Source organism: Cupriavidus sp. H19C3 (assembly GCF_049393815.1).
Classification (GTDB): Bacteria; Pseudomonadota; Gammaproteobacteria; order Burkholderiales; family Burkholderiaceae; genus Cupriavidus.
Map to the genome: position 1 here is coordinate 445,516 of NZ_CP184985.1, position 25,412 is coordinate 470,927.

At 66.9% G+C, this 25,412-nt stretch carries 20 protein-coding genes and 1 pseudogene; 15 read left to right on the plus strand and 6 right to left on the minus strand.

Annotated elements, in window-relative coordinates; translation table 11 throughout:
- Positions 1-33: 33 nt before the first annotated feature.
- Together rlmB and DFLDMN_RS02085 are read left to right on the plus strand one after the other, a co-directional pair.
- Positions 34-774 (plus strand): 23S rRNA (guanosine(2251)-2'-O)-methyltransferase RlmB, encoded by a 741-nt coding sequence (gene rlmB, locus DFLDMN_RS02080; RefSeq protein ID WP_423196876.1) that lies wholly within the window; start codon positions 34-36, stop codon positions 772-774.
- Complete coding sequence (locus tag DFLDMN_RS02085; protein ID WP_423196877.1) at positions 774-1,541, plus strand: SIR2 family NAD-dependent protein deacylase; 768 nt, start codon at positions 774-776, stop codon at positions 1,539-1,541. The genes rlmB and DFLDMN_RS02085 overlap by 1 nt, the downstream gene beginning before the upstream one ends.
- 142 nt (positions 1,542-1,683) lie before the next feature.
- Here DFLDMN_RS02085 and tal read toward each other — a convergent pair whose 3' ends face one another.
- On the minus strand, positions 1,684-2,649 hold the full coding sequence (tal, locus tag DFLDMN_RS02090; RefSeq protein ID WP_423196878.1) for a transaldolase: 966 nt from the start codon (positions 2,647-2,649) through the stop codon (positions 1,684-1,686).
- Positions 2,650-2,773: 124 nt separating this feature from the next.
- Between tal and rpiA the strand changes: the two genes are divergently transcribed.
- Positions 2,774-3,460: a ribose-5-phosphate isomerase A gene (gene rpiA, locus DFLDMN_RS02095; RefSeq protein WP_423196879.1), complete on the plus strand. Its 687-nt coding sequence runs from the start codon at positions 2,774-2,776 to the stop codon at positions 3,458-3,460.
- Here rpiA and DFLDMN_RS02100 read toward each other — a convergent pair.
- The 3 genes from DFLDMN_RS02100 to argA all read right to left on the minus strand — a co-directional run bounded on the left by DFLDMN_RS02100 (position 3,454) and on the right by argA (position 6,970).
- Positions 3,454-4,968: a hypothetical protein gene (locus tag DFLDMN_RS02100; protein ID WP_423196880.1), complete on the minus strand. Its 1,515-nt coding sequence runs from the start codon at positions 4,966-4,968 to the stop codon at positions 3,454-3,456. The two genes, rpiA and DFLDMN_RS02100, sit on opposite strands and share 7 nt — an antisense overlap.
- Before the next feature lie 169 nt (positions 4,969-5,137).
- Positions 5,138-5,413, minus strand: coding sequence for an oxidative damage protection protein (locus DFLDMN_RS02105; RefSeq protein ID WP_423196881.1), 276 nt, complete (start codon positions 5,411-5,413; stop codon positions 5,138-5,140).
- A gap of 87 nt (positions 5,414-5,500) precedes the next feature.
- A complete protein-coding gene (argA, locus tag DFLDMN_RS02110; protein ID WP_423196882.1) occupies positions 5,501-6,970 on the minus strand; it encodes an amino-acid N-acetyltransferase in 1,470 nt (489 codons plus the stop codon).
- A 23-nt stretch (positions 6,971-6,993) separates the two neighbouring features.
- On the opposite strand from argA, the gene hrpA reads away from it, so the two are divergent.
- The 6 genes and pseudogenes from hrpA (at position 6,994) to DFLDMN_RS02140 (ending at position 15,829) form a co-directional block, all read left to right on the plus strand.
- On the plus strand, positions 6,994-11,016 hold the full coding sequence (gene hrpA, locus DFLDMN_RS02115) for an ATP-dependent RNA helicase HrpA (RefSeq protein WP_423196883.1): 4,023 nt from the start codon (positions 6,994-6,996) through the stop codon (positions 11,014-11,016).
- A gap of 103 nt (positions 11,017-11,119) precedes the next feature.
- The gene (locus DFLDMN_RS02120) at positions 11,120-12,103 is read left to right on the plus strand and encodes a beta-propeller fold lactonase family protein (RefSeq protein ID WP_423196884.1); all 984 of its coding nucleotides are present in this window, start codon (positions 11,120-11,122) and stop codon (positions 12,101-12,103) included.
- A 16-nt stretch (positions 12,104-12,119) separates the two neighbouring features.
- On the plus strand, positions 12,120-12,968 hold the full coding sequence (locus tag DFLDMN_RS02125) for a polysaccharide deacetylase family protein (protein WP_423196885.1): 849 nt from the start codon (positions 12,120-12,122) through the stop codon (positions 12,966-12,968).
- Positions 12,969-12,981: 13 nt separating this feature from the next.
- The gene (locus tag DFLDMN_RS02130) at positions 12,982-13,977 is read left to right on the plus strand and encodes a sterol desaturase family protein (RefSeq protein WP_423198282.1); all 996 of its coding nucleotides are present in this window, start codon (positions 12,982-12,984) and stop codon (positions 13,975-13,977) included.
- Between the two features lie 129 nt (positions 13,978-14,106).
- Complete coding sequence (locus DFLDMN_RS02135) at positions 14,107-14,979, plus strand: EI24 domain-containing protein (protein WP_423196886.1); 873 nt, start codon at positions 14,107-14,109, stop codon at positions 14,977-14,979.
- Between the two features lie 42 nt (positions 14,980-15,021).
- Positions 15,022-15,829, plus strand: a pseudogene (locus tag DFLDMN_RS02140) (competence/damage-inducible protein A).
- A gap of 28 nt (positions 15,830-15,857) precedes the next feature.
- On the opposite strand, the gene DFLDMN_RS02145 reads toward DFLDMN_RS02140, so the two are convergent.
- The gene (locus DFLDMN_RS02145; RefSeq protein ID WP_423196887.1) at positions 15,858-16,322 is read right to left on the minus strand and encodes a rhodanese-like domain-containing protein; all 465 of its coding nucleotides are present in this window, start codon (positions 16,320-16,322) and stop codon (positions 15,858-15,860) included.
- A 467-nt stretch (positions 16,323-16,789) separates the two neighbouring features.
- Here DFLDMN_RS02145 and DFLDMN_RS02150 point away from each other — a divergent pair, with 467 nt between their 5' ends.
- From DFLDMN_RS02150 to ntrC, 4 genes are all read left to right on the plus strand, one after another.
- Entirely contained in the window at positions 16,790-18,205 is a 1,416-nt protein-coding gene (locus DFLDMN_RS02150; protein WP_423196888.1) for a 3-hydroxylaminophenol mutase, read from the plus strand.
- A 145-nt stretch (positions 18,206-18,350) separates the two neighbouring features.
- Positions 18,351-18,983, plus strand: coding sequence for a DUF4124 domain-containing protein (locus DFLDMN_RS02155; protein ID WP_423196889.1), 633 nt, complete (start codon positions 18,351-18,353; stop codon positions 18,981-18,983).
- A 4-nt stretch (positions 18,984-18,987) separates the two neighbouring features.
- A complete protein-coding gene (gene glnL, locus DFLDMN_RS02160) occupies positions 18,988-20,184 on the plus strand; it encodes a nitrogen regulation protein NR(II) (protein WP_423196890.1) in 1,197 nt (398 codons plus the stop codon).
- A 100-nt stretch (positions 20,185-20,284) separates the two neighbouring features.
- Entirely contained in the window at positions 20,285-21,874 is a 1,590-nt protein-coding gene (gene ntrC, locus DFLDMN_RS02165) for a nitrogen regulation protein NR(I) (protein ID WP_423198283.1), read from the plus strand.
- 76 nt (positions 21,875-21,950) lie between these two features.
- Here the strand turns inward: ntrC and DFLDMN_RS02170 are convergent, their stop codons facing one another.
- The gene (locus DFLDMN_RS02170) at positions 21,951-22,742 is read right to left on the minus strand and encodes an HAD-IIB family hydrolase (protein ID WP_423196891.1); all 792 of its coding nucleotides are present in this window, start codon (positions 22,740-22,742) and stop codon (positions 21,951-21,953) included.
- Between the two features lie 370 nt (positions 22,743-23,112).
- Here DFLDMN_RS02170 and ugpB point away from each other — a divergent pair, with 370 nt between their 5' ends.
- Positions 23,113-24,423, plus strand: a complete 1,311-nt coding sequence (ugpB, locus tag DFLDMN_RS02175; protein ID WP_423196892.1) for a sn-glycerol-3-phosphate ABC transporter substrate-binding protein UgpB — start codon at positions 23,113-23,115, stop codon at positions 24,421-24,423.
- A 107-nt stretch (positions 24,424-24,530) separates the two neighbouring features.
- Positions 24,531-25,412, plus strand: coding sequence for a sn-glycerol-3-phosphate ABC transporter permease UgpA (ugpA, locus tag DFLDMN_RS02180; protein WP_423196893.1), 882 nt, complete (start codon positions 24,531-24,533; stop codon positions 25,410-25,412).

Below are 25,412 nucleotides of genomic sequence, written 5' to 3' on the forward strand. Positions count from 1 at the left end.
CTGCGCCTCTGGCAGGCGAGTACAATCGCGCCCATGGCCAAACACAAACTCCTGATCGGCTTTCACGCCGTCACCGCACGCCTTCGCCAGGACGCGAAGGGCGTATCCGATGTCTATATCGAAGCCTCGCGCCGTGACCGGCGCATGCAGGACTTCGTACGCCTGGCTGAAGGCCTTGGCGTGCGCCTGCATCCGGTCGATGCCGACCGGCTGCGCGGCATGGCCGGCACCGACCGGCACCAGGGCGTGGTGGCGCGCGCCGAAGAGGTCTCGCTCGCGCTGACGCTCGATGAACTGCTCGACGGTATCGAAGGCACGCCGCTGCTGCTGGTGCTCGATGGCGTCACCGATCCGCATAACCTGGGCGCCTGCCTGCGCGTGGCCGACGGGGCCGGCGCGCATGCGGTGATCGCGCCCAAGGACCGCAGCGTCGGCCTCAATGCCACCGTGGCCAAGGTTGCCAGTGGCGCCGCCGAGACCGTGCCCTATATCACCGTGACCAACCTCGCGCGCACCTTGCGCGAACTGCAGGAGCGCGGCATCTGGGTGGTCGGTACCGCCGATGGCACCGACAAGTCGCTCTACGACGTCGACCTCAAGGGCCCGATGGCACTCGTGATGGGTGCGGAAGGCGAGGGCATGCGCCGCCTGACGCGCGAGACCTGCGACGAACTGGTCGGCATTCCGATGGCCGGCGGCGTGGAGAGCCTCAACGTCTCCGTGGCCAGCGGGGTCTGCCTCTACGAGGCGGTGCGCCAGCGGCGCAGCCGGTAATGCACGCGGACGCGCCCACCGACGCCATCGCCATCCCCCCGTCCGACCTGGCACAGGCCCGCGCCTGGATTGCCGAGGCGGAGCGCATTTTCGTCCTGACCGGCGCCGGCATCTCGGCCGAGTCGGGCGTGCCGACCTTCCGCGATGCGCTGACTGGCTTGTGGGCGCGCTTCGATCCGGAAGAACTGGCTACCGAAGCGGCCTTCCGCCGCCAGCCGACGCTGGTCTGGCAGTGGTACCAGCACCGGCGCGCGCTGGTGGCCGCCACGCGGCCGAATCCTGCCCACCACGCGCTGGTGGCGCTGGCCGCGCAGAAGGCGGTGACGCTCGTGACGCAGAATATCGACGGCCTGCACCAGCAGGCCGGCAGCACACATGTGGTGGAACTGCACGGCAACCTGTTTGCCAACAAATGGCTCGATGGTTGCGGGCGCTGCGATACGGCCGCGCCGGTACCGGGCGAGCCGCCGCGTTGCAGCCTGTGCGGCGCGATGATGCGGCCGGGGGTGGTGTGGTTTGGCGAGGATCTGCCGCGCGTCGCGCGCTATCGCGCGGAATATGCGGCCGATCACTGCGACCTCTGCCTGGTGGTAGGCACCTCGGGACTGGTCTATCCGGCGGCAGCGCTGCCGGGCGTGGCGAAGGCGCAGGGCGCGCGCGTGATCGTGGTCAATCCGCAGCCCTCGGCGCTCGATGCCACCGCGGATCTGGTGCTGGCCGCACCGGCAGGATCATGCCTGCCGATGCTTTGGTCCCTGTCGCACTGAGTTGTCGCAGGGAGCAGGGTGTCGCCGCACTGCGTGGTAGCACCGAGTTGCCGCGCCGAGTAGCCGTACCGGGCGGGTCCGCCGGGATGCCGCCCGCCGCGTGCCGGCCAGCACGCGGCGAGTACGGGCCCGGTGGAAGCACTCAGCTTGCCGTGCTGGCAGACAACTCCGCGATCAGTCCTTCCAGCTTGACCGCGTCCGCGGCGAACTGGCGGATGCCTTCCGCGAGCTTTTCGGTGGCCATGGCGTCTTCGTTGAGCTGCCAGCGGAACGCGGCCTCATCGGCAGCCACGCGCGCGATATTGCCGGCCTGGGCCTGGTCCACCGACAGCTTGCGCGGGACTTCGCCCGTGCTGGCGGCGAGCTGCTCGAGCAGCTCGGGGCTGATGGTCAGCAGGTCGCAGCCGGACAGCGCGAGGATCTGGCCCGTGCCGCGGAAGCTTGCGCCCATGACTTCGGTGGCATAGCCGAACTTCTTGTAGTAGTCGTAGATCTGGCGCACCGAACGCACGCCGGGATCGTTGTCGCCGCCGTTGGCCACGGCGTCCCACTTGTCGCCGGCCTGTTTCTTGTACCAGTCGAGAATGCGACCGACAAACGGCGAGATCAGCTGTGCGCCGGCTTCCGCGCAGGCCACGGCCTGGACCAGCGAGAACAGCAGCGTCATGTTGCAGCGGATGCCGTCGCGCTGCAGGATCTCGGCCGCGCGGATGCCTTCCCATGTGGATGCGATCTTGATCAGCACGCGTTCGCGCGCGATGCCACGCTGCTCGTACAGCGTGATCAGGTGGCGCGCCTTGTCGACCGTGGCCTGCGTATCGAAGCTCAGGCGTGCATCGACCTCGGTCGAGACGCGGCCCGGCACGATGGCCAGGATTTCGAGGCCGAACGCGATCAGCAACTGGTCGATCACGGCGTCCTTGCCGCTGGCGGCGTGGTCGCGCACGGCGGCTTCCAGCAGCGGCCGGTACTCGGGCTTCTGCACGGCCTTGAGAATCAGCGAGGGATTGGTGGTCGCGTCCTGCGGCTGGTACTGCTTCATCAGCTGGAAGTCGCCGGTGTCGGCCACCACCGTCGTGTATTGCTTCAGTTGTTCTAGCTGGTTCATGATCGTACGCGATGGAGCGGAAGGGAGAGCGGACCATTGTACCGTTGCGCGGCACCTGGCCGGCAGTGGAAGCGTCCCGATCCGCTACACTACGCGCTTTCCCCCAATGCAAGTGGCAGCAGACATGACTCAGGACGAACTCAAGGCCCAGGTGGCACAGGCCGCCGCCGAATATGTGAAGGAGCATGTGCCCGCGGGTGCGGTGCTCGGCGTCGGTACCGGCTCCACGGCCAATCTGTTCATCGATGCCGTGGCCGCGTTCAAGGAGCGCTTCTCGGGCGCGGTGTCCAGTTCGGAGGCATCCACGCGCCGCCTGCAACAGCACGGCTTTCAGGTGCTGGACCTCAATGAAGTCGACGAGATTCCGGTCTACGTGGACGGTGCCGACGAGATCGATGCCTCCGGCGCCATGATCAAAGGCGGTGGCGGCGCGCTGACGCGCGAGAAGATCGTCGCCTCGGTGGCTGGCCGCTTTGTCTGCATCGCCGACGGCAGCAAGCTGGTGGAGGTGATGGGCGCGTTTCCGCTGCCGGTCGAGGTGATCCCAATGGCACGCGCCGCCGTAGCCCGCAAGCTGGCCGCGCTGGGCGGCCAGCCGCGCCTGCGCATGACCAAGGAAGGCGGTATCTACAAGACCGACAACGGCAACGTCATCCTCGACGTGACCGGCCTGCGCATCACCAGTCCCAAGGCACTCGAACAGCAGATCAACCAGTACCCCGGCGTGGTGACGGTGGGCCTGTTTGCGCTGCGCGGCGCCGACGTGCTGCTGCTGGGCACGCAGGATGGCGTGCGCCGCACCGACTACTGAGCCTCCTTGCGGCCGCGCCGCGCTTCTTGCGCGCGGGGGTCGTGACGCTGGCACGTGCCGAATGTGATAAACGGCGACACTTCGTCCGGTTGCAGCAGGTAGGCCAGCGAGTTGTCGTCCAGGGGCAGGATGGCGTGATCACGCGTGGCCGGCCAGCCCCTGGGCACGAACAGGATCTTCCACTGCGCCCACGCGATACCGTCGACCGGGCCGCCCACTCTGCCTTCCGCGTCCGGATCCGCGGCCGGGCTCGCAGCGGCCGGCCGCCCCGCGCCAATAAACGGCTCGCCGGCGTGATTGCGCACTAGCGAGGTTTCGTAGCCGGAAGCGCGGCTGCTGATCCGGCCATCGACGACGGTGATCACATCCGTGCTCAGGCGGCCATTCCACAAACGTCCCACACCGGCCTCGGTCGGCGGCACGCTGGCATGCCGGCAGCGCCATGGCCCGTGTATCGCGGCCCCGGCGAGTTCCTGGCTTGGGCGCATGATCCAGGTCTCCACCCGGACACTGGAGACGTTGGGAATGCTGTCGCCGCGCAAGAGCGTCCAGCCGCCGTCGGTGCGTGCCGCGACGAATAGCTTTCCAGGCGGTTGCTCCGGCTGTTGCGCATCGGCATCGGCAGCGTCGCCCGCCACGGGCAATACATCGAACGCGCCCGGCCAGCGCGTCTGGTCGGCCGGCGTCAGGCGGGCGGCAATCATGCCGGCGCAGCCGTCGCGATAGGTCTGACCGGGGCAGGCGTGCAGGTTGCCGGCCGCGTCGATCAGGATCTGCCCGGCCTGTGCCACCTGGGTGCCCTGGCGCAGTCGGCCGGTGTAGCTGGTATAGGTGCCGCCGTGGCGGAGAAAGCTGTAGCGGCCCGCGAGGGCGGACAAGTCCGGCAGCGTGCGGCGGCTCGAGGCGTGGATCGGTCCTGCCAGCTGTGCGGGCGTGCGGGTGCCCGGGTTGCGCAGCCGCGCGATATCGCCGGTCAGCGTGTCGCCGGCGGTGCGGAACGTTAACTGCAGCCGTGCCAGGCGCTGCCTCATCGATTCCGGCAACGGATGGACCGGATCCGATTCGAATTGTCGTGCGGTGTACAGGCCGCTGGCCAGCGTATAGGTCGAGATCGCGCTGCCGGTGAGGCCATATGGCGATTCGTCGAAGCGCAGGGTCAGCTTGCCGGCGGCGGGCGCGTCGACGATGACCGAGATCGTACCGCCGAACGCGGCGATGCCGGAGTAGGTGGTGGCCGCCCGGGCGCCGCCGGCCAGCCCACCCGCGAGAGCGCCCGCCAGCAGCAGGCCGGCCACCCGGGATGGCGGCACATAACGGCAGCGGCGCCGACGCTGTGGCGCGAGTGGCGCGGGCGGCGCGTGAGGGGGCAGCACCGCGGCGCCCGGCTGCGACCGGTCTTGCGGCATGCCTGGCGATGCGGGGGACGATATCTGCCGCAACACCGGATGCGACATCCGCTGCAATACCCGCTGCAGTACCCGTTGCAGTACCCGTTGCGGCAACGTCATGGCTTGCGCTCCTTCCCGTGGCAACCAGAGGCGAGCGTAAGAAGCGCGATACGTCCCGGTATTGACGGGCGTCAACGGGCGGGCGTTTGAATGCGCGCCTGCACACGCGTTGCGTGCAATAAAAAAGGGTGCCCATGGGCACCCTGCATGCGGCAACGCGCGACGCGCGTCAAGCCGACGGCGGCGGCACGTAGCCGGCGGCCTGGTCGGCGCCGTCACCAAAGAAATACTTCTCGGTCTGCTTGAGCAGGTACTGGCGCGCGCGCGTATCCGCCATGTTGAGACGGTTCTCGTTGATCAGCATGGTCTGATGCTTGAGCCAGCCAGCCCAGGCCTCCTTCGACACGCTCTGCCAGATCTTCTTGCCGAGTTCGCCCGGCAGCGGCGGGAAGTCGAGGCCTTCGGCTTCCTTGTTCAGCTTGATGCAGTGGACCATGCGGGCCATGTGGGACTCCTGTTTTGGTGTGGCGCCATTTTCGCGTGGCGCTATTGTAGCCAAGGCTGGCGCAGACCGGCCTTGTCCCTGCCCGCCTTACAGTTTCTTCATCAGCACCATGGACTTGCGCTGCCAGTTGTAGAGCTTGCGCTTGTCCTCGGGCAGGTCGTCGACGGTCGCGTGTACAAAGCCGCGCTTGAGGAACCAGTGCTCGGTACGCGTGGTGAGCACGAAGAGCCGTTCCAGCCCGAGCGTGCGGGCACGCCGCTCGATGCGCTTGAGCAACCGCTCGCCGTCGCCAGTGCCCTGGGCTTCCTGCGACACCGTCAGGCAGGCCATTTCGCCCATGTTCTCGCGCGGGAATTCGTAGAGCGCCGCACAGCCGAACAGCACGCCATCGTGTTCGATCACCGAGAAGTTGCCGATATCGCGCTCGATCAGGTGACGGCCGCGCGGCACCAGCGTGCCATCCGCCTCGAGCGGCGCGATCAGCTGGAGGATGCCGCCCACGTCGTCGAGGGTGGCCTCGCGCAGGCTTTCCAGGTCGGTATCGGAAATCATCGTGCCCACACCGTCGTGCAGGAACAGTTCGAGCAGCATCGAGCCGTCCATCGCGAACGGAATCAGGTGGGCGCGTGGCACGCCGCCCTTGAGCGCCTTGACCAGGTGCTGCAGGTAGTAGGCCACGTCCGGCGGCAGGTGGTTGTTCTGCAGCCGCTCGGCGGCGGTCCGCAGCGACATTTCCTTCATCAGCTTGCCGACCGGATCGGGCACGCCCGGCACCTCGGTGATGAAGATCAGCTTGTCCGCCTTGAGCGCGCTGGCGGTGGCGCTGGCCACGTCTTCCATCGACAGGTTGAAGGCCTGCCCGGTCGGCGAGAAGCCGAGCGGGGAGAGCAGCACCACCTTGCCGTGCGACAGCGACATGCGCATGGAGTCGTTATCGACCTTGCGCACCAGGCCAGTGTGCTGGTAGTCCACGCCGTTGACGATGCCGATCGGCCGCGCCGTGACGAAGTTGCCGGACACCACCGAGAGCTGCGCGCCGGCCATCGGCGTATTGGGCAGGCCCTGGCTGAACGCGGCCTCGATATCGAGCCGCAGTTCGCCGGCCGCTTCCTTCGCGCATTCGAGCGCGGCATTGTCGGTGATGCGCACGCCTTCGGCGAAGTGCGACTCCACATGGCGCAGCGCAAGCTGTTCCTCGACCTGCGGGCGCGAGCCGAACACGAGCACGATCTGCATGCCCATGGCATGGAGCAACGCCACGTCGTTGACCAGCGCGTTGAGCACGCCGGCCTTGACCAGTTCGCCGCTGAAGGCGATCACGAAGGTCTTGCCGCGGAACGCGTGGATATACGGGGCGACCGCACGCAGCCAGTCGACGAACTGCTGGTGGTCGGGGCCACCGAATTCCGCGCCGGCTTCCAGTGCGACGCTGGCCGCGGCTGAGGAAATGGGGATGGCGGGCGCGGCGGGGGGCGCTGCGGGCGTGGCGGGTGTCGGGTCGGAGGGCGCAGCCGGGGGTTCGGCGGGCTCCGGAGGCGTGTCGGTTCGTGCGTTCATGCGGCGGATTATAATCCCGGCCAATGTCAGCACAACGTCCCGCACCACGTTCCGCCAAGGCGCCGCCAGTCGATGGCAAGCCGGCTGGTACTCCGACCGGCAACCCGACCGGCAACCCGACCGGGAAACCATCCGGCAAACCGTCCCGTCCCGCGCGTCCGGATCGCCCCGCGCGCCCCGAGCGCCCCGAGCGCGGCAACCGTCCCGCGCGCCCCGATCGTCCGGCCCGGCGCGCCAATGCGCTGCCGCCCATCACGTTCCCCGAGGCATTGCCGGTTTCCGCGCGCCGCGACGAGATCGCGGCGGCGTTGCTGGCCAACCAGGTCGTGATCGTGGCCGGCGAGACCGGCTCGGGCAAGACCACCCAGCTGCCCAAGATCTGCCTGTCGATCGGGCGCGGCCCGCTGCGCGTGGACGAAGCCGAGGGCGCGCGCAACGGCGGCCTGATCGGCCACACGCAGCCACGCCGCATCGCCGCCACCTCCACCGCCAAGCGCATCGCGCAGGAACTCGGCTCGCCCGCCGGCGAGCACGTCGGCTACCAGGTGCGCTTCAACGACACCATGTCGCCCGGCGCCTCGGTCAAGCTGATGACGGACGGTATCCTGCTGGCGGAGACGCAGAACGACCCGCTGCTGCGCGCGTACGACACCATCATCATCGACGAGGCGCATGAACGCAGCCTCAACATCGACTTCCTGATCGGCTACCTGCGCCAGATCCTGCCCCGGCGGCCGGACCTCAAGGTGATCATTACCTCGGCGACCATCGACGCCAGGCGCTTTGCCGAGCATTTCGCGCGGGACGGCAAGCCCGCCCCGGTGATCGAGGTGAGCGGCCGGCTCTATCCGGTCGAGGTGCGCTACCGCCCGATCCGCAACGACGGGCCGGCCGAGACGTCGAAGGGCGCGCCGAAGGCTGCGCCCGCGCAGGCCAGGGAGCGCGATCTCTACGACGGCATCGTCGACGCCGTGGACGAACTGTGCCGCCTGGGCCCGGGCGACGTGCTGGTGTTCCTGCCCGGCGAGCGCGAGATCCGCGAGGCGGCCGAGGCGCTGCGCAAGCATCATCCGCCCCACACCGAGATCCTGCCGCTGTTCGCACGGCTGTCGGTGCAGGAGCAGGAGCGCGTGTTCAAGCCGTCCGGCGCGCGCCGGATCGTGCTGGCCACCAACGTGGCCGAGACCTCGCTGACGGTGCCGGGCATCCGTTATGTGGTGGATACGGGCCTGGCGCGCGTCAAGCGCTACTCGTACCGCAACAAGGTGGAGCAGCTGCAGATCGAGCCGATCTCGCAGGCCGCCGCCAACCAGCGCGCGGGCCGCTGCGGCCGCGTGGCCGACGGCGTCTGCATCCGGCTCTACGAGGAGTCCGACTTCGCCGGGCGGCCGCGCTTCACCGACCCGGAAATCCTGCGCTCGTCGCTGGCGGCGGTCATCCTGCGCATGAAGGCGCTGCGGCTGACCGATATCGAGTCGTTCCCGTTCATCGAGCCGCCGCTCGGGCGCGCGATTGCCGATGGCTACCAGCTGCTGCAGGAACTCGGTGCGGTGGACGAGGCCAATCAGCTCACCGGCATCGGCCGCCAGCTTGCCAAGCTGCCGCTCGATCCGCGTGTGGCCCGCATGATCCTGGCCGCGCGCGAGCAGCATTGTCTGCGCGAGGTGCTGGTCATCGCCAGCGCGCTGTCGGTGCAGGATCCGCGCGACCGCCCGCAGGAGGCGCAGGAAGCCGCCGACCAGGCCCATCGCAAGTTCATGGACGAGAAGTCCGAATTCCTGGGCTGGGTCCGGCTGTGGAAATGGTTCGAGGACGCGGTCGCGCACAAGAAGAGCAACCGCCAGCTGCAGGACCAGTGCCGCGCACACTTCCTCTCGCACCTGCGCCTGCGTGAATGGCGCGACGTGCATTCGCAGCTGCTGACCACGGTGACGGAGCAGGGCTGGCGCCTGAACGAGAGCGAGCCCACCTACGAGCAGGTGCACAAGGCCCTGCTGACGGGCCTGCTCGGCAACGTCGGCTGCAAGCTCGACGAAGCCGACGGCAAGGGCCGCGAATACCTGGGCGCGCGCGGTATCAAGTTCCACCTGTGGCCGGGCTCGCTGATCGCGCGCAAGGTCGGACGGTGGATCATGGCCGCGGAACTGGTGGAGACCAGCCGGCTGTTCGCGCGTACGCTCGCGCGCATCGAACCCGAATGGCTCGAGCAGGTCGGCAGCCACCTGCTCAAGGTGAGCTGGAGCGATCCACACTGGGAAAAGAAGGCGGGCCAGGTGCTCGCGCTCGAGCGCGCCACGCTGTACGGCCTGGTGGTCTACCAGCACCGGCGCATCCACTACGGGCCGATGAATCCGGCCGAGGCGCGCGAACTGTTTATCCGGCGCGCGCTGGTGGAAGGGGAGTTCGACACGCGTCTGCCGTTCTACGCCCACAACCAGCGGCTCGTGCGCGAGATCGAGAACCTGGAGCACAAGTCGCGCCGGCAGGACGTGCTGGTCGACGACGAACTGATCCATGCGTTCTACGACCGCGCGCTGCCCGCCGACATCCACAACCAGGTCTCGTTCGAGCAGTGGTACCAGAAGGAGTCGGCCCGGGACCGCAAGCTGCTCTACCTGAACCGCGACGAGCTGATGCGGCACGAGGCGGCCGGCATCACCACCGACCTGTTCCCCAAGACCATGCCGGTGGCCGGCGTGGACATGGGGCTGACCTACCATTTCGAGCCCGGCAGCCACCGCGACGGCGTGACGCTGACGGTGCCGCTGTACGCGCTGAACCAGGTGCGGCCCGAGCGCGCCGAATGGCTGGTGCCGGGCATGATCAAGGAGAAGGTGCACCTGCTGCTGAAGTCGCTGCCGCAGAAGCTGCGCCGGCATTGCGTGCCGTTGCCCGACTATGCGGCCGGGTTTGTCGCGCGCCAGCCGTTTGGCGAGGGCGACCTGCTCGACGTGCTGATTGCCGATGTCCGCGAGCAGACCGGCACCATGATCCGGCGCGCCGACTTCAAGCTGGAGACGCTGCCCGCGCACCATGCGATGAACTTCAAGGTCATCGACGAACACGGCCGCCAGCTCGATATGGGCCGCAACCTCGCGCAATTGCGCGCGGAGTTCGGCGGCCAGGCCCAGCAGTCGTTCCAGAACCTGGCGGCGCGCGATGTGCCGGCGGCGGAGGCGGGCCAGTACGAGAACCTGACCGCGTGGTCGTTCGGCGAACTGCCCGAGCTGCTGGAGATCCGCAAGGGCAACCAGACGCTGTTCGGCTATCCGGCGCTGGTCGACCATGGCGATCATTGCGACGTGGAAGTATTCGACGATCCGCAGGAAGCGGCGCGCATCCATCACGCCGGCCTGCGCCGGCTGTTTGCGCTGCAACTGCGCGAGCAGGTCAGGTTCATCGAGAAGAACATCCCCAACCTGCAGCAGATGGCCATGCAGTTCATGACCCTCGGCACGCAGGAGCAGTTGCGCGAGCAGATCGTGCTGGTGGCGCTGGAGCGTGCCTGCCTGCAGGCGCCGCTGCCACGCAACGAGGCTGAGTTTACTGCGCGCAAGGAAGAAGGGCGCGCGCGGCTGTCGCTGCTGGCGCAGGAGATCGCGCGGCTGGCGGGCAGCATCCTGGCCGAATTTGCCGGGCTGCCGCGCAAGCTGCTGCAGGCGAAACCGTTCGGCGGCGCGTATCAGGACCTGGAGGCCCAGCTTGCACGGCTGATGCACAAGTCGTTCGTGGTCGATACGCCGTACGCGCAGCTCGTGCACTATCCGCGCTATCTCAAGGGCATGGCGATGCGGGTGGACAAGCTCAAGGGCGAACCGGCGCGCGACAGCCAGCGCATGCAGGAAATGGCGCCGCTGATCCAGCAGTGGCAACGCGCGGAGAAGCAATTGCGCACCCAGGGCCGCGGCGCCGCCGATGCGCGCCTGGACGAATTCCGCTGGATGCTCGAAGAGTTGCGTGTGGCGCTTTTTGCACAGGAGTTGCGAACCCCGGTGCCGATGTCGGCCAAACGCCTGCAGAAGGTGTGGGAATCGATGCAGCGCTAAGGGTTTTCGGCGCGCTGCGTGCGCTCAAATACCTTGTGATGACGTCATCGAAAACGGCTCGCGAAACGTTAGAATGCCCGATTCGTCATCAGTGAACGGTCTTATGCTCGTATTGCGTCGTGTAGTGGCTGGCGCGGTTTTCGCCGGTGCCCTGTGGTTGGGGGTGGCCCTGCCTGCCCAGGCAGAAGTGGTGGTCGTCCTCAATTCGGGTGATGCAACCGTCACGCTGATCGACAAGGACACGCAGAAGGTGCTGGAGACCTTTCCGATCGGCAAGGAGCCGCACCACCTGATCGCCACGCCCGATGACAAGTCGCTGATCGTGGCCAACGCGGTCGGCAACGACCTGGTCTTCCTCGATCCGGTCACGGGCAAGGTGCAGCAGCGCGTGCCCAATATCGACGATCCGTATCAGGTCGGCTTTTCGCCCGACCAGAAATGGTTTGTCGCCACCGGCAACCGGCTCGACCGCGTCGACGTGTACCGCTGGGACGGCCACGCGCTCAAGCTCGCCAGGCAGTTTCCGCTTGGCCGTACGCCGAGCCACATCGCCTTTACCAGCGACAGCCGCATCGCCTTCATCACGCTGCAGGACTCGAACCAGGTGGCCGCAATCGACCTGGCCACGCTCAACGTGATGTGGGTCATGGAGGCCGGTTCCGCGCCTGCCGGCGTGTGGGTCACGCCCGACCAGAAATACCTGCTGGTGGGCATGACCGGTGCCGACTACGTGGCCGTGATCGACTGGCGCACGCGTACCGTGGTCAAGCAGATCCAGACCGGCAAGGGCGCGCACAATTTCCGCGCGGTGGGCGACCGCCGCCATCTGTTCCTGACCAATCGGGTGTCGGGTACCATCAGCATCATCGACCAGCAGACGCTGTCGAAGGTCGGCGATATTACCGGCTTGCCGCCCGGCCCGGACGATATGGAGCTGACCGCCGACGGCAAGATGCTGTGGGTGTCGTGCCGCTGGGCGCGCTCGGTGGCGCTGGTCGATGTGGCCACGCGCAAGGTGGTCCGTACCATCCGCGTCGGCAAATCGCCGCACGGTATCTATTTCCGTACGCGCGCGCCGCTGTACTGACGCGGGAAGGGCGATCATGCGCAAGCTTCTGGGTAGTCTTGGCACGGCGCTCGCGCTGACTACCGTCGGCACCGCCGCCGTTTCCACCGGCGCGCTGCTCGCATCCGCGCCGGCCGCTGCCGCCGGCGCCTGCCGCGCCGGCACGCTCTACCTGACGTTCGACACCGGCAGCATGAGCCAGGCCGAGCTGATCGCGCGCACGCTGCGCAAGCACCATATTCGCGCCACCTTCTTCCTGGCCAACGAACCCACCGTCAACCACGACAACTCGCTCGACGCGAGCTGGGCGCCGTACTGGAAATCGCTCGCCGCGGACGGCCATGTGTTTGGCAGCCATACCTTCGACCATGTCTACTTCCGCGCCGTGCGCGACGGCAAGGTCATCATGCGGCCGCAGTTCGGCGCCGAGGGCGGCAAGGACGTCGCGATGACCGCGCAGACGTTCTGCGCGGAGCTGCGCCGCAGCGCGCAGGCGTTCCAGTCGATGACCGGCCAGCCAATGGCGCCGCTGTGGCGCGCGCCCGGCGGTCGCACCGCGCCGCAGACGCTGCAATGGGCGGAGCAATGCGGCTTCCGCCATGTGGCCTGGGCACCGGCCGGCTTTCTGGGCGACGAACTGTCGTCGGAGCGGTATCCCAACCGCAAGCTGCTCGACCAGGCGCTGCGCGACCTGCGCGATGGCGATATCACCATGGCGCACCTGGGCATCTGGTCGCGCAAGGATCCATGGGCGCCGGCCGTGCTCGATCCGCTGCTGACGGGGCTCGAGCAGAAGGGCTTCTGCTTTGCCACGCTGCGCGAGCATCCGGCGTACCAGGCGTGGTTCGCCACCGCGCATGCCCGCCAGCAGGAGGGCGCCCGCTGATGTGGAGCACATGATGTGGAGCGCATTTACCGACTGGCTCTCGGGCCTGATCGGCCAGGTGGAAGGCGCGGTTTTCCAGAACCTGGTGCTGCCCGTGGTCTATCACCTCGGCTTTGGCGGCTATGCCGAGGAAGCGTTCACCGGGACCGAGTGGCTGCTGGTGGGCGTGGTCCAGATCGTCGTGATGATCCTGATCCTGGGGCCGCTGGAGAAGCTGCGTCCGGTGGAACCGGTGACCGACCGGGCCGCGATCCGCACCGACATCCTCTACACGGCGATCCACCGGCTCGGCGTGTTCCGGCTGGCGATGTTCTTCCTGCTCGATCCGCTCAGCGACCTGGTCGAGGGGCATCTGCGTCTGCTGGGCTGGCACCGCGTCAATGTCGAGGACTGGTGGCCGGCGGTCACCGCGCTGCCGCTGGTCAGCTTCCTGATCTACCTGGTGCTGTTCGACCTGGTCGACTACTGGTACCACCGCTTCTCGCATACCTACCGCTGGTGGTGGAGCCTGCATGCGACGCACCATAGCCAGCGCCAGATGACGCTGTGGAGCGACAACCGCAACCACCTGCTCGACGATATCCTGCGCGACACGGTGTTCGCGGTGGTGGCGCTGGCGGTGGGCGTGGAACCATCGCAGTACGTGCTGCTGGTGGCGCTGTCACAGTTGTTGCAGAGTCTGCAGCATGCCAACCTGCGCCTGCACTTTGGCCGCCTCGGCGAGCGCCTGCTGGTGTCGCCGCGTTTCCACCGCACCCACCATGCGGTGGGGCTGGGGCACGAGCGCGCGGGCGCCAACGGCAAGCCCGTGCGGCTGGGGGGCTGCAACTACGGCGTGCTGTTTCCGTGGTGGGACATGCTGTTCGGCACGGCGGTGTTCACGGACCGGTATTACCCCACCGGCATCCGCGACCAGATGCCTCCGCCGGCGGGCAAGGGCCGCGACTACGGCGCGGGCTTCCTGTCCCAGCAGTGGTACGGCATCAAGCGGCTGCTGCGGCGCGGCTAGCGGCGGCAGGGGGCTGGGGGCCCGACGCGGGGCTGTGCTAGTCTCTTGGGCGCACAGTCCGACAAACCGCGCGACTCACAGTGGGCGGCGCCGCTGCTTGCCAACCCATCGCATCTTCCTTACCCCTGCATGAACGACATCCTCCGCGCCTTTGCACGCGCCCTCGTCAGCCAGTTCCATCCGCGCATGCTGATGTTGACGCTGCTGCCGTTCGCCCTTGCCACGGCGCTGTGGGGCGGGCTGCTGTGGTGGGGATGGGACCCGATCATGAGCACCACGCGCGCCTGGCTCGAAGGCTCGGTGCTGACCGGCTGGATCTACTCGGCGCTGGACTGGCTGAGCCTGCAGTCGCTGCGCTCGGTGGTGGCGCCGCTATTCGTGCTCACGCTCGCGGTGCCGCTCGTGATCGCGTCGATGCTGGTGTTTATCAGCCTGTGCTCGGTGCCGGCCGTGGTGCGCCATCTGGAACGCAGCTATCCGGACCTGGCCAAGGCCCACGGCGGCAGTGTGCTCGGCAGCGTGGTGGCCTCGTTCGGCAATACCGCGGTATTCCTGCTACTGGTCATCGTCACGCTGCCGCTGTGGCTGGTGCCCCCGTTCTTTGCGCTGATTCCGCCCATCCTGTGGGGCTGGCTCACCTATCGCGTGATGACCTACGATGCGCTGGCCGAGCACGCCACGCCCGAAGAGCGCAAGACGCTGATGAAGCGGCATCGCGGCGCGCTGCTGGTCATCGGCATCGCGGTCGGCCTGCTTGGCTCCGCGCCCACGCTGTTATGGGTCTGGTCGGCCATGATCATCTTCCTGTTTCCGGTCGTGCTGGTCGGCACGCTGTGGCTGTATGTGCTGATCTTCATCTTCTCGGCACTATGGTTCGGCCATTTCTGCCTGCGCGCGCTGACCCAGCTGCGCGCCGAGCGCGCCGCAGCGGCGCCGCCGCCGGCCGGACCCGATGTCATCGATCTGGCGCCGGCGGACGTCCGGCGTATCGAGGGATCCTGAAGCCAGCGATCCTGAAGCAAATCATCCTGAAGCGAGGTCAACATGGGTTTCGGCCTGATCGTCATTGGTGACGAGATTCTGTCGGGACGGCGCGAAGACAAGCACATGCGCCGTGCCATCGAACTGCTGGGCGCACGCGGGTTGCCGCTCGACTGGGCGGAGTACATCGGCGACGACCGCGCGCGCATCACGGCCACGCTGCGCCGTACGCTGGCCGGCAGCGACGTGGTGTTCTGCACGGGCGGCATCGGAGCCACGCCGGACGACCATACGCGCCAATGCGCGGCGGCCGCGCTGGGCGTGCCGCTGGCGCTGCATCCCGAGGCGCGCGAACTGATCGCGCAGCGCATCCTCGAGACCGCCAACGGCGATCCGGTCAAGGCCAACCTCGATTTGCCCGAGAACCAGCACCGCTTCAAGATGGGCGAGTTTCCCGTGGGCGCCCGCATCATCCCCAACAGCTACAACCGCATTCCGGGCTTCTCGGTGGCGGACCACCATTTCATGCCGGGCTTCCCGGTGATGGCGTGGCCCATGATGGAGTGGGTGCTCGACCATTACTATCCGCATCTGTTCCACCTGGCCACGGAGCAATCGCGCGCGTTCTACGTGTTCGAGGCACCCGAGTCGACGCTGACGCCGCTGATGGAGCAGGTGGAAGCCGCGTTCCCCGGGATTCGTGTCTTCAGCCTGCCCTCGGTCGGCGATGTCAGCCGCGGCGACCGCTTTGCGCGGCGCCATATCGACCTTGGCGTGAAGGGCCCGGAGGCGCTGGTGGCGCCGGCCTACGCGATGCTGCTGGCCGGCGTGGCGGGGGATGGGTTTCGAGGTGGTGGAGCAGGGCGCCTGAGCGCCCTGGCGATGTGCCCTGGCGCCGCTCAGGCGCCGTGCCACGGCAGGCCGCGGAAGCACCAGCCTTCCACGGTCTTGCGGTGGTACTCGTCGTCGCGCGCGCCCTCGAAACCTTCCAGCACATCCATGGCCCGGGTAAAGCCGGCCGCGGCGGCCACGCGCGCCGCATGCTTGGAACGCGCCGCGCTGCGGCACAGGAACAGCACCGGTGCGTCGGCCGGCACGCGCGCCTGCAGTTCGGCGATGAAGTTCGGGTTCTGCGTGCCGCCCGGGTAGGTCGACCATTCGATATGGGCAAACTGCTCGTCCGGCAGCACCACCCCGCCCACCCAGTCGAGTTCCGCCTGGGTGCGGACGTCGACCAGCACCGCGGTCGGGTCGGCCTGAAGCAGCGCATAGGATTCCTCGGGGCTGAGCGCGCCGTAGTAGGGGAGCTGGTGTTGCTGCTGGCGCGCCTGGGCTGCCTGCAGGAGTTCGTCTCGGGTCGTCATGGGTGACAAGGTAGTAAGGATGCGGCGCTATTCTAGCGCCGAGCCGCGGCGACTAGGCCAGAATGCGTTGTCATGGTGCACAAGCACAAGAACGGTGCGTCAACTTGATTTATGCACCATCGTGGTGTTTGATGAGGGCGAAAACAGTGCCCGCGCGGTGCCTGCTGGCGTCACTTGGCGAGCCCGCTGCGGGGTCTCCGGTTCCCGCCGGGGATTGCATGCAATCCGGCATGCCGCAAGGGCGTGCGGGCTGCGGGAGGTTGCACATTTTTCGGGCTTCCGGGCCTAAAGATACGAACCGTTGGCATGCTTTCTGCTAACATTCCTCGTCCCTTTTGGGGCGGTTTCCGCAGGCGTCTGCCGCATGGCTGTGCGATGACGCGGCAGGGCTGGAGCCGACCCAACAATGGCTTTCAGACCTTTTTCATACCCGGTTCCAGATTCAGCCGAATTTCCAGGAGATAGGCATGGCCCAAAGCGTTGCAGATGTAATGAAGCTCGTGAAGGAGAACGACGTCAAGTTCGTCGATTTCCGCTTCACGGATACCAAAGGCAAGGAACAGCACGTGTCGGTGCCCACGTCGCACTTCGATGAAGACAAGTTCGAAAGCGGCCATGCATTCGACGGTTCGTCCATCGCCGGCTGGAAGGGTATCGAAGCTTCGGACATGCTGCTGATGCCGGATTCGAACACGGCCCACATCGACCCGTTCTACGAAGAGCCGACGCTGGTGCTGACCTGCGACGTGATCGAGCCGTCGGACGGCAAGGGCTACGACCGCGATCCGCGTTCGATTGCCAAGCGCGCCGAGGCGTACCTGAAGAGCACCGGCCTGGGCGACACCGCCTACTTCGGTCCGGAACCCGAATTCTTCATCTTCGACGGCGTGACCTGGAACGTCGACATGCAAGGCTCCTTCGTGAAGATCCAGTCCGAAGAAGCGCCGTGGTCGTCGGGTCGTGAATTCGAACACGGCAACAGCGGTCACCGTCCGGGCAAGAAGGGCGGCTACTTCCCCGTGGCCCCGATCGACACGTTCCAGGACATGCGTTCGGAAATGTGCCTGATCCTCGAATCGCTCGGCATCCCCGTCGAAGTGCACCACCACGAAGTGGCTGGCCAGGGCCAGAACGAAATCGGCACCAAGTTCAGCACGCTGGTGCAGCGCGCCGACTGGACCCAGCTGCAGAAGTACGTGATCCAGAACGTCGCCCACACCTACGGCAAGACCGCCACGTTCATGCCGAAGCCGGTCGTTGGCGACAACGGTTCGGGCATGCACGTGCACCAGTCCGTGTGGAAAGACGGCCAGAACCTGTTTGCGGGCAACGGCTACGCCGGCCTGTCGGAATTCGCGCTCTACTACATCGGCGGCATCATCAAGCACGCCCGTGCGCTGAACGCCATCACCAACCCGGGTACGAACTCGTACAAGCGTCTGGTGCCGGGCTTCGAAGCACCGGTCAAGCTGGCCTACTCGGCCCGCAACCGCTCGGCCTCGATCCGTATTCCGTACGTTGCCAACCCGAAGGGCCGCCGCATCGAGACCCGCTTCCCGGATCCGCTCTGCAACCCGTACCTGGGCTTCTCGGCGCTGCTGATGGCCGGCCTGGATGGCGTCATGAACAAGATCCACCCGGGCGAAGCCGCCGACAAGAACCTGTACGACCTGCCGCCGGAAGAAGACGCGAAGATCCCGACGGTCTGCGCGAGCCTCGACCAGGCGCTGGAGTACCTCGACAACGACCGTGAGTTCCTGACCCGCGGCGGCGTGTTCACCAACTCGATGATCGATGCCTACATCGAACTGAAGATGGAAGAAGTCACGCGCTTCCGCATGACGACTCACCCGATCGAGTTCGAGATGTACTACTCGCTGTAAAGCGAAACGGTGAGCGATACGGTTGCCGGGTTGTGACCGGGCAACAGTTGCACCAGGAAGGGGCGGCCTAGGCTGTCCCTTTTTGTTTGAAAGACCCGATGATCGCTAGAATGGGGCTCTTTTCCCAACCCTTCAGCCGATGTCCATGGACGCCATTTCGAACCAGGTTTCAATGCCGCGCAAGCGGGACGCCGCGCACCAGTTCCGTGTGAATTTCACCGTTCTGGGGCGTGCCGCACGCCGTCATGCCTCATCGCTGGTCTCGTCGCTTGCGTCGTCGCTTGCCGCGTCGGTGGCGGCGATGCTCGTGCTGGCCGTGGCCGCATGGAGCGCGCCGGCTGCCGCGCAGTCTTCCGACGTCTACATGTGCACCGGCCCCAACGGCGTGCCGGAGTACCGCAATGGTGGCGGTGGCAAGGGTTGCAAGAAGCTGAGCCTGCCCGACGTGGTGACGGTGCCGGGCACGCGACCGCAGGGCGGCGGGACCTCACGCGGCGCCGCGCCGGCCGCGCCGGCGGCATTTCCGCGCGTGGACAGCGCCACGCAGCGCAGCCGCGACAGCGAGCGCCGCAGCGTACTCGAGCAGGAGCTGCAGAGCGAGGAGGCCAAGCTGGCCGGGCTGCGCGCCGAGTACAACAACGGCGAACCCGAGCGCCAGGGCAATGAGCGCAACTACCAGAAGTATCTCGATCGCACGGCCCGGCTGCGCGACGATATCGCGCGCAGCGAAGCCAATGCGGCGTCGCTGCGGCGCGAGCTTGGAAATCTAAAGGACTGATTGCATGCGTCGGCTGATTCGCGGTGTGTCTCGGAAGGTGACTGGTGGCGATCGGGGTGCCGATCGCGCCAGGGAGGAAACGCCAGCGGATACGGCCGCCCGGCATGACGCCACGCACGATGCGGAGGTCGTGCCGCTCGGCGACGTGGCGTTTCATCCGGGCCTCGATATCGTGCCCAATCCCGTGCTGCTGGTGCGCGGCCCGGGCCTGCACGTGGTCTATGCCAATCCCGCTGCGGAATCGACCCTCGCGGTATCGCGCCGCGCGATGGTCGAGCTCACGCTGCAGGACCTGTTCGGCGCGTCCGAGGACATGGCCAGCATGATCGAGAGCGTGGTCGCGCGCCAGGTCGACGTGCGCCGGCAGGACCTCGTATTGCGCCCGCCGCTGCAGGAGCCGCTGCACGCGCATGTGGTGATCGGCGCCATCGAGGGCCACACCGACACAGTGCTGGTGGAGCTGCTGGCCAACGAGCAGAAAGTGCGCAGCGACCGCGAGGAGCGCATTCTCGACCTGACCTCGGCCAACAAGGAACTGATCCGCAATCTCGCGCACGAGATCAAGAACCCGCTCGGCGGCATCCGCGGCGCGGCCCAGTTGCTGGAGTTCGAGCTGCCCGAACGCGCGCTGCGCGAGTACACCCAGGTCATCATCAAGGAGTCGGATCGCCTGCAGACGCTGGTGGACCGCCTGCTGGAGCCGCACCGGCATCCGCATATCGTGTCCGAGCTCAATATCCACGAGGTGCTCGAGCGCGTGCGCTCGGTGGTGCTGGCGGAATTCCCCAATGGGCTCGATATCGTGCGCGACTACGACGCGAGCCTGCCCGAGCTGCGCGGCGACATGGAGCAACTGATCCAGGCCGTGCTCAACATCGTCCACAACGCCGCGCAGGCCCTGCACGAGCGCATCGCCAACGGCGATGCGCAGATCATCCTGCGTACGCGCGTGGCGCGCCAGGTCACGATTGCCAAGCGGTTGTCGAAGCTGGCACTGGACTTGCATGTCATCGATAACGGCCCGGGCATCCCCGAGGACATTCGCGAACGCATCTTCTATCCATTGGTATCGGGCAGGGATGGCGGCAGCGGACTCGGTCTCACACTCGCTCAAACCTTCGTGCAGCAGCACGAGGGCTTGATCGAATGCGAGAGCCGGCCGGGCTGTACCGACTTCCGTATCCTGCTGCCGCTGCACTAGTCACCCGCCTGGCCTCGCTGCCCGTGCCGGTGCGCGGGGCGGGCCCGCCACCAGCGGGAATACGGGAGACCACATGACACCGAGCAGACAAGCGACGCACATGAAGCCGATCTGGATAGTCGACGACGATCAATCAATCCGCTGGGTCCTCGAGAAGGCCCTTGCCCGTGAAAGCCTGCTCTCCCGCAGTTTTACCAACGTGCGCGACGTGCTTGCCGCGTTGGAGGACGACGAGCCGCAGGTCCTGATTTCCGATATCCGCATGCCGGGTGGCTCGGGCCTGGACCTGCTGCAGGCCATCAAGGCGCGCCATCCCGGGTTGCCGGTCATCGTGATGACCGCGTACTCGGACCTGGACAGCGCCGTGGCGGCGTTCCAGGGCGGAGCGTTCGAATATCTCGCCAAGCCGTTCGACGTGGACAAGGCGGTGGAACTGATCCGTCGCGCGCTCGAAGAAAGCCTGCGCGAGGAAGAGATGGACGACCGCCTCGTCGACGCGCCCGAGATCCTGGGCCAGGCGCCGGCGATGCAGGACGTGTTCCGCGCCATCGGCCGCCTGTCGCAATCGAACGTGACGGTGATGATCACCGGCGAATCGGGCACCGGCAAGGAGCTGGTGGCGCGCGCGTTGCACAAGCACAGCCCGCGCGCCAATGGCCCGTTCATCGCGCTCAACACCGCGGCCATTCCGAAGGACCTGCTGGAATCCGAACTGTTCGGCCACGAGCGCGGTGCGTTCACGGGCGCGCAGACCATGCGGCGCGGCCGCTTCGAGCAGGCCGAGGGCGGCACGCTGTTCCTCGACGAAATCGGCGACATGCCGTTCGACCTGCAGACCCGGCTGCTGCGCGTGCTGTCCGATGGCAACTTCTATCGTGTGGGCGGGCACAACCCGCTGCGCGCGAACGTGCGCGTCATCGCGGCCACGCACCAGAACCTGGAGACGCGCGTCAAGGAAGGGCTGTTCCGCGAGGATCTGTTCCACCGCCTCAACGTGATTCGCCTGCGCCTGCCGCCGCTGCGCGAACGGCCCGAGGACATCACGCTGCTGGCCCGCCATTTCCTGCAGAAGAGTGCCAAGGAACTCGGCGTGGAACCCAAACGCATGTCCGACGACGCGCTCGCCTATGTCAGCACGCTGCCGTTCCCGGGCAACGTGCGCCAGCTCGAGAACCTGTGCAACTGGCTGACCGTGATGGCGCCGGCCCAGACCATCGAGGTCAAGGACCTGCCGCGCGAGATGATTGGCACCGGCGTGCCGGAGAGCGGGGGCGCGATGCGCGTCGCCGAGCGGATGCCGGGCGCCGGGACTGGCGGCGCATTCGCCGCCGGTGCCGCTGGCGAATACGATGCGATCGACAGCGGCGATTACGCCATGGGCATGCCAGGCGATGGCGATACGCTGGTGGCCACGCGCCCGGCCAACCCGCTCAGTGTGGTGCCGGGGCTGGTGGTGCCGACGCCGGTGGCCGCCGCGGCAAGCTGGGAGACGCTGCTGGCGGCCGAGGCCAAGGCCATGCTCGAGGCCGGCCAGCCCGACGTGATGGACGCGCTGACGCGGCGCTTCGAGAAGTCGGTGCTGGAAGCCGCGCTCGGCGTCACGCGCGGACGGCGCGTCGAGGCAGCCACGCGCCTCGGCATCGGCCGCAATACGATCACGCGCAAGCTGCAGGAACTCGGCTTCGATTGAGCCTCGCGTGCCGGCCGGACGGGGGCCCGCCTGGCCCCGGTCCGCGCGGGGGTGCTGGCCCCGCGCGGGACACCGCTTACGTCCGGTGGGCCAGCAAGTGCTCCACCATCTCCGCAAAGCCTTCTCCACCCGCCGCCGCGGTGACATAGGCCGGTGTCACCGGCAACTGCGGCAGGATCTCGCGCACGTTCGCCACGCCCACCGAAAGCGGAAAGTGGCCGAACATCGCCGCATCGTTGGCCGAGTCGCCAATAAACAGCCATTCGTCGCGCCGCGCATCGACGTCGTCGCCGAGCAGCTCGCGCACGCACAGCCGGCTCATCGAGAGCTTGTCGTGCGCGCCGAACCAGCCATTGACATGGATCGAGCTGACGGTCGCCGTCATGCCGGCGTCATGCATCATCGCGATGATACGGGCCACGGCGTCGGCCGGCAGCGGCGCCACGTCCTCGGCGTGGTCGATGGCGAGATCGGCCGCATGCCAGGCCTGGTCGGAGGCGAGCGCGGAGCCGGGCACCGCCTGCACGATGCGCTCGCCCAGCGCGCGGAGGCGCGCGAGGTTGTGCGTGCGCGTATCGGCATCGTCGAGGTAGCGCGTGACCAGCTTGCCGGCGCGTAGATGGCAGTAGAACGCGCCGTTCTCGCCGATGATCGCGTCCACCGGCCACAGCCGCGTGAGGATTTCCGCCCAGGCGATGCAGCGGCCGGTGACCGGAATCACATGGAGGCCGGCACGGGCGAGGCGGTCCAGCGCATGATAGGCAACGGCGGGCAGCGCGCCGGCGGTGGTCAGCGTGCCGTCGATATCGGTCAGCACGCCACGGACACGGCGCAGGGCCGCGGGGTCGATGGAATGGAAGGGTTGCATGGCTGCGCATTGTAGAGGGCATCCGTGACGCGGGCACCTGTGCGCGACATCGTCGCCCACACGACGGACCCCTCCCACACGACGGACCTCGCCCATACGACGGACCTCGCCCACACGACGGAGTCTCGGTACGCCACGATGCGATCTCGGTGCCTCCCGGGCGGCGAGCCCGGGGGAGACCCGTCGAGGATCCAGGCGGGCGTCATTCGTCAAGTCAGTCTTGTGTCGTAAAAAAGCTGCAAGAATCATGAAACAAGCGGGTTTGCCCGGTTACGCCCGTACCGCGACCGGCGTAACATCCCGCTGACACAAAAAATGCATAGATTCAGTCGCTTTTTCTACGATTGATGACACTCCAGGAGAGTCGCAGATGTCCTTCCCGCGCAACATGCTGAAGTTTGCCGCGGTGGCCGTGCTGGCCACCGCCGGGTCCGCCCACGCCGCCGTCGAGATCCAGTGGTGGCACGCCATGGAGGGCGCGCTCAACGACAAGGTCAACGATATCGCCAACAAGTTCAACGCGAGCCAGACCGACTACAAGATCGTGCCCGTGAACAAGGGCAACTACGACGAAACGCTGGCCGCCGGCATCGCCGCGTTCCGTGCCGGCAGCGCCCCGGCCATCCTGCAGGTCTTTGAAGTGGGCACGGCTACCATGATGAGCGCCAAGGGCGCCATCAAGCCGGTCTCGCAGGTCATGAAGGACGCCGGCGAGAAGTTCGACCAGAGCAGCTATATTCCTGCCGTGGCCGGCTACTACACCTCGTCCAAGGGCGAGATGCTGTCGTTCCCGTTCAACAGCTCGACGACGGTCTTCTATTACAACAAGGATGCCTTCAAGAAGGCGGGCCTCGACAAGCCGCCCAAGACCTGGCCCGAGGTCATGCAGTATTCGGCCAAGCTCAAGGCCTCGGGCGTGAACTGCGCGTACACCACCGACTGGCAGGGCTGGGTCCATCTGGAGAGCTTCTCGGCGTGGCACAACACGCTGTACGCGACCAAGAACAACGGCTTTGGCGGCACCGATGCGCGCCTGGTCTTCAACAGCCCGCTGCACGTGCGCCACATCACCAACCTGCAGGACATGGTGAAGAAGGGCTACTTCAGCTACGGCGGCCGCAAGGCCGAGTCGCAGGCCAAGTTCTATAACGGCGAATGCGCGATGTTCACCGGCTCATCGGCGTCGCTGGCCAATATCCGCAAGAACGCCAAGTTCCAGTTCGGCGTGTCGACCCTGCCGTACTACCCGGACGTCCAGGGCGCGCCGCAGAACACCATCATCGGCGGCGCCTCGCTGTGGGTGATGGGTGGCAAGAAGGCCGACGAATACAAGGGCGTGGCCAAGTTCTTCACGTTCCTGTCGCGCCCGGAAATCCAGTCCGACTGGCACCAGGCCACCGGTTACCTGCCGGTCACCATGGCCGCCTACGAGCTGACCAGGAAGTCGGGCTATTACGACAAGAACCCCGGCGCCGACGTGTCGGTGCAGCAGATGGTCGTGAAGACCACCGACAAGTCGCGCGGCGTGCGCCTGGGCAACCTGGTGCAGATCCGCACGGTGGTGGACGAGGAGCTGGAAGCGGTGTGGGCCGGCAAGAAGGAGCCGCAGGCCGCGCTGGACAGCGCCGTGAAGCGCGGCAACGAGCTGCTCGAACGTTTCCAGAAGACCGTCAAGGAATAATCGCCGGCATGTCTGCCGGGTCGTGAAGGCCGGACCGCCGCGGCGGTCCGGCCTTATGTATCATCGCAACTCCGCATCGTCACCCCGCAACCCGCATCGATCTCCCGATGGAAAAGCGCGTCGTCTTCCGCTCGCCGTGGTTGCCGTATCTGCTGGTGCTGCCGCAGATCGCCATCACGCTGATTTTCTTCTTCCTGCCCGCCGGTCAGGCGCTGTACCAGTCCATGCTCCAGCAGGACGCGTTCGGCATCAACCTGGAATTCGTCGGGCTCGACAACTTCAAGGTGCTCTGGGGCGACCCGCTTTATCTCGAGTCGTTCCGCATCACGGCCGTCTTCGCCGTCGGCGTGACCGTGGTCGGGCTGTCGTCGGCACTGCTGCTGGCCTACTTTGCCGACCGCGTGGTGCGCGGCGCCACCGCCTACAAGACGCTGCTGATCTGGCCGTACGCGGTGGCGCCGGCGGTCGCGGGCGTGCTGTGGATGTTCATGTTCAATCCGACGCTCGGCATCGTCTCGTACGCGTTGCGCGCGCTCGGCGTCAACTGGAACTTCCTGCTCGACGGCAACCAGGCGCTGCTGCTGGTGGTACTGGCCGCGGCCTGGAAGCAGGTCAGCTACAACTTCCTGTTCTTCCTGGCGGGGCTGCAGAGCATTCCGCGCTCGCTGATCGAGGCCGCGGCCATCGACGGCGCGGGCCCATGGAAGCGCTTCTGGTCGATCGTCTTTCCGCTGCTGTCGCCGACCACGTTCTTCCTGCTCGTGATCAACGTGGTCTACGCCTTCTTCGACACCTTCGCGATCATCGACGCGGTGACCCACGGCGGCCCGTTCAACTCGACCAACACGCTGGTCTACAAGGTGTTCCACGATGGCTTCCGCGGCATGGATATCGGCGGCTCGGCCGCGCAGTCCGTGGTGCTGATGGTGATCGTGATCGCGCTGACCGTGGTGCAGTTCCGCTACGTCGAGCGCAAGGTCCAGTACTGA

Coding starts and splice junctions, on each gene's coding strand:
- hrpA (WP_423196883.1), top strand. CDS start 6,994: ATGTCAGCACAACGTCCCGCACCACGTTCCGCCAAGGCGCCGCCAGTC.
- DFLDMN_RS02085 (WP_423196877.1), top strand. CDS start 774: ATGCACGCGGACGCGCCCACCGACGCCATCGCCATCCCCCCGTCCGAC.
- argA (WP_423196882.1), bottom strand. CDS start 6,970: ATGAACGCACGAACCGACACGCCTCCGGAGCCCGCCGAACCCCCGGCT.
- ntrC (WP_423198283.1), top strand. CDS start 20,285: ATGAAGCCGATCTGGATAGTCGACGACGATCAATCAATCCGCTGGGTC.
- ugpB (WP_423196892.1), top strand. CDS start 23,113: ATGTCCTTCCCGCGCAACATGCTGAAGTTTGCCGCGGTGGCCGTGCTG.
- rpiA (WP_423196879.1), top strand. CDS start 2,774: ATGACTCAGGACGAACTCAAGGCCCAGGTGGCACAGGCCGCCGCCGAA.
- DFLDMN_RS02125 (WP_423196885.1), top strand. CDS start 12,120: ATGCGCAAGCTTCTGGGTAGTCTTGGCACGGCGCTCGCGCTGACTACC.
- DFLDMN_RS02135 (WP_423196886.1), top strand. CDS start 14,107: ATGAACGACATCCTCCGCGCCTTTGCACGCGCCCTCGTCAGCCAGTTC.
- DFLDMN_RS02145 (WP_423196887.1), bottom strand. CDS start 16,322: ATGACGACCCGAGACGAACTCCTGCAGGCAGCCCAGGCGCGCCAGCAG.
- tal (WP_423196878.1), bottom strand. CDS start 2,649: ATGAACCAGCTAGAACAACTGAAGCAATACACGACGGTGGTGGCCGAC.
- DFLDMN_RS02100 (WP_423196880.1), bottom strand. CDS start 4,968: ATGACGTTGCCGCAACGGGTACTGCAACGGGTACTGCAGCGGGTATTG.
- DFLDMN_RS02150 (WP_423196888.1), top strand. CDS start 16,790: ATGGCCCAAAGCGTTGCAGATGTAATGAAGCTCGTGAAGGAGAACGAC.
- rlmB (WP_423196876.1), top strand. CDS start 34: ATGGCCAAACACAAACTCCTGATCGGCTTTCACGCCGTCACCGCACGC.
- DFLDMN_RS02170 (WP_423196891.1), bottom strand. CDS start 22,742: ATGCAACCCTTCCATTCCATCGACCCCGCGGCCCTGCGCCGTGTCCGT.
- DFLDMN_RS02120 (WP_423196884.1), top strand. CDS start 11,120: ATGCTCGTATTGCGTCGTGTAGTGGCTGGCGCGGTTTTCGCCGGTGCC.
- DFLDMN_RS02130 (WP_423198282.1), top strand. CDS start 12,982: ATGTGGAGCGCATTTACCGACTGGCTCTCGGGCCTGATCGGCCAGGTG.
- DFLDMN_RS02155 (WP_423196889.1), top strand. CDS start 18,351: ATGGACGCCATTTCGAACCAGGTTTCAATGCCGCGCAAGCGGGACGCC.
- glnL (WP_423196890.1), top strand. CDS start 18,988: ATGCGTCGGCTGATTCGCGGTGTGTCTCGGAAGGTGACTGGTGGCGAT.
- ugpA (WP_423196893.1), top strand. CDS start 24,531: ATGGAAAAGCGCGTCGTCTTCCGCTCGCCGTGGTTGCCGTATCTGCTG.
- DFLDMN_RS02105 (WP_423196881.1), bottom strand. CDS start 5,413: ATGGCCCGCATGGTCCACTGCATCAAGCTGAACAAGGAAGCCGAAGGC.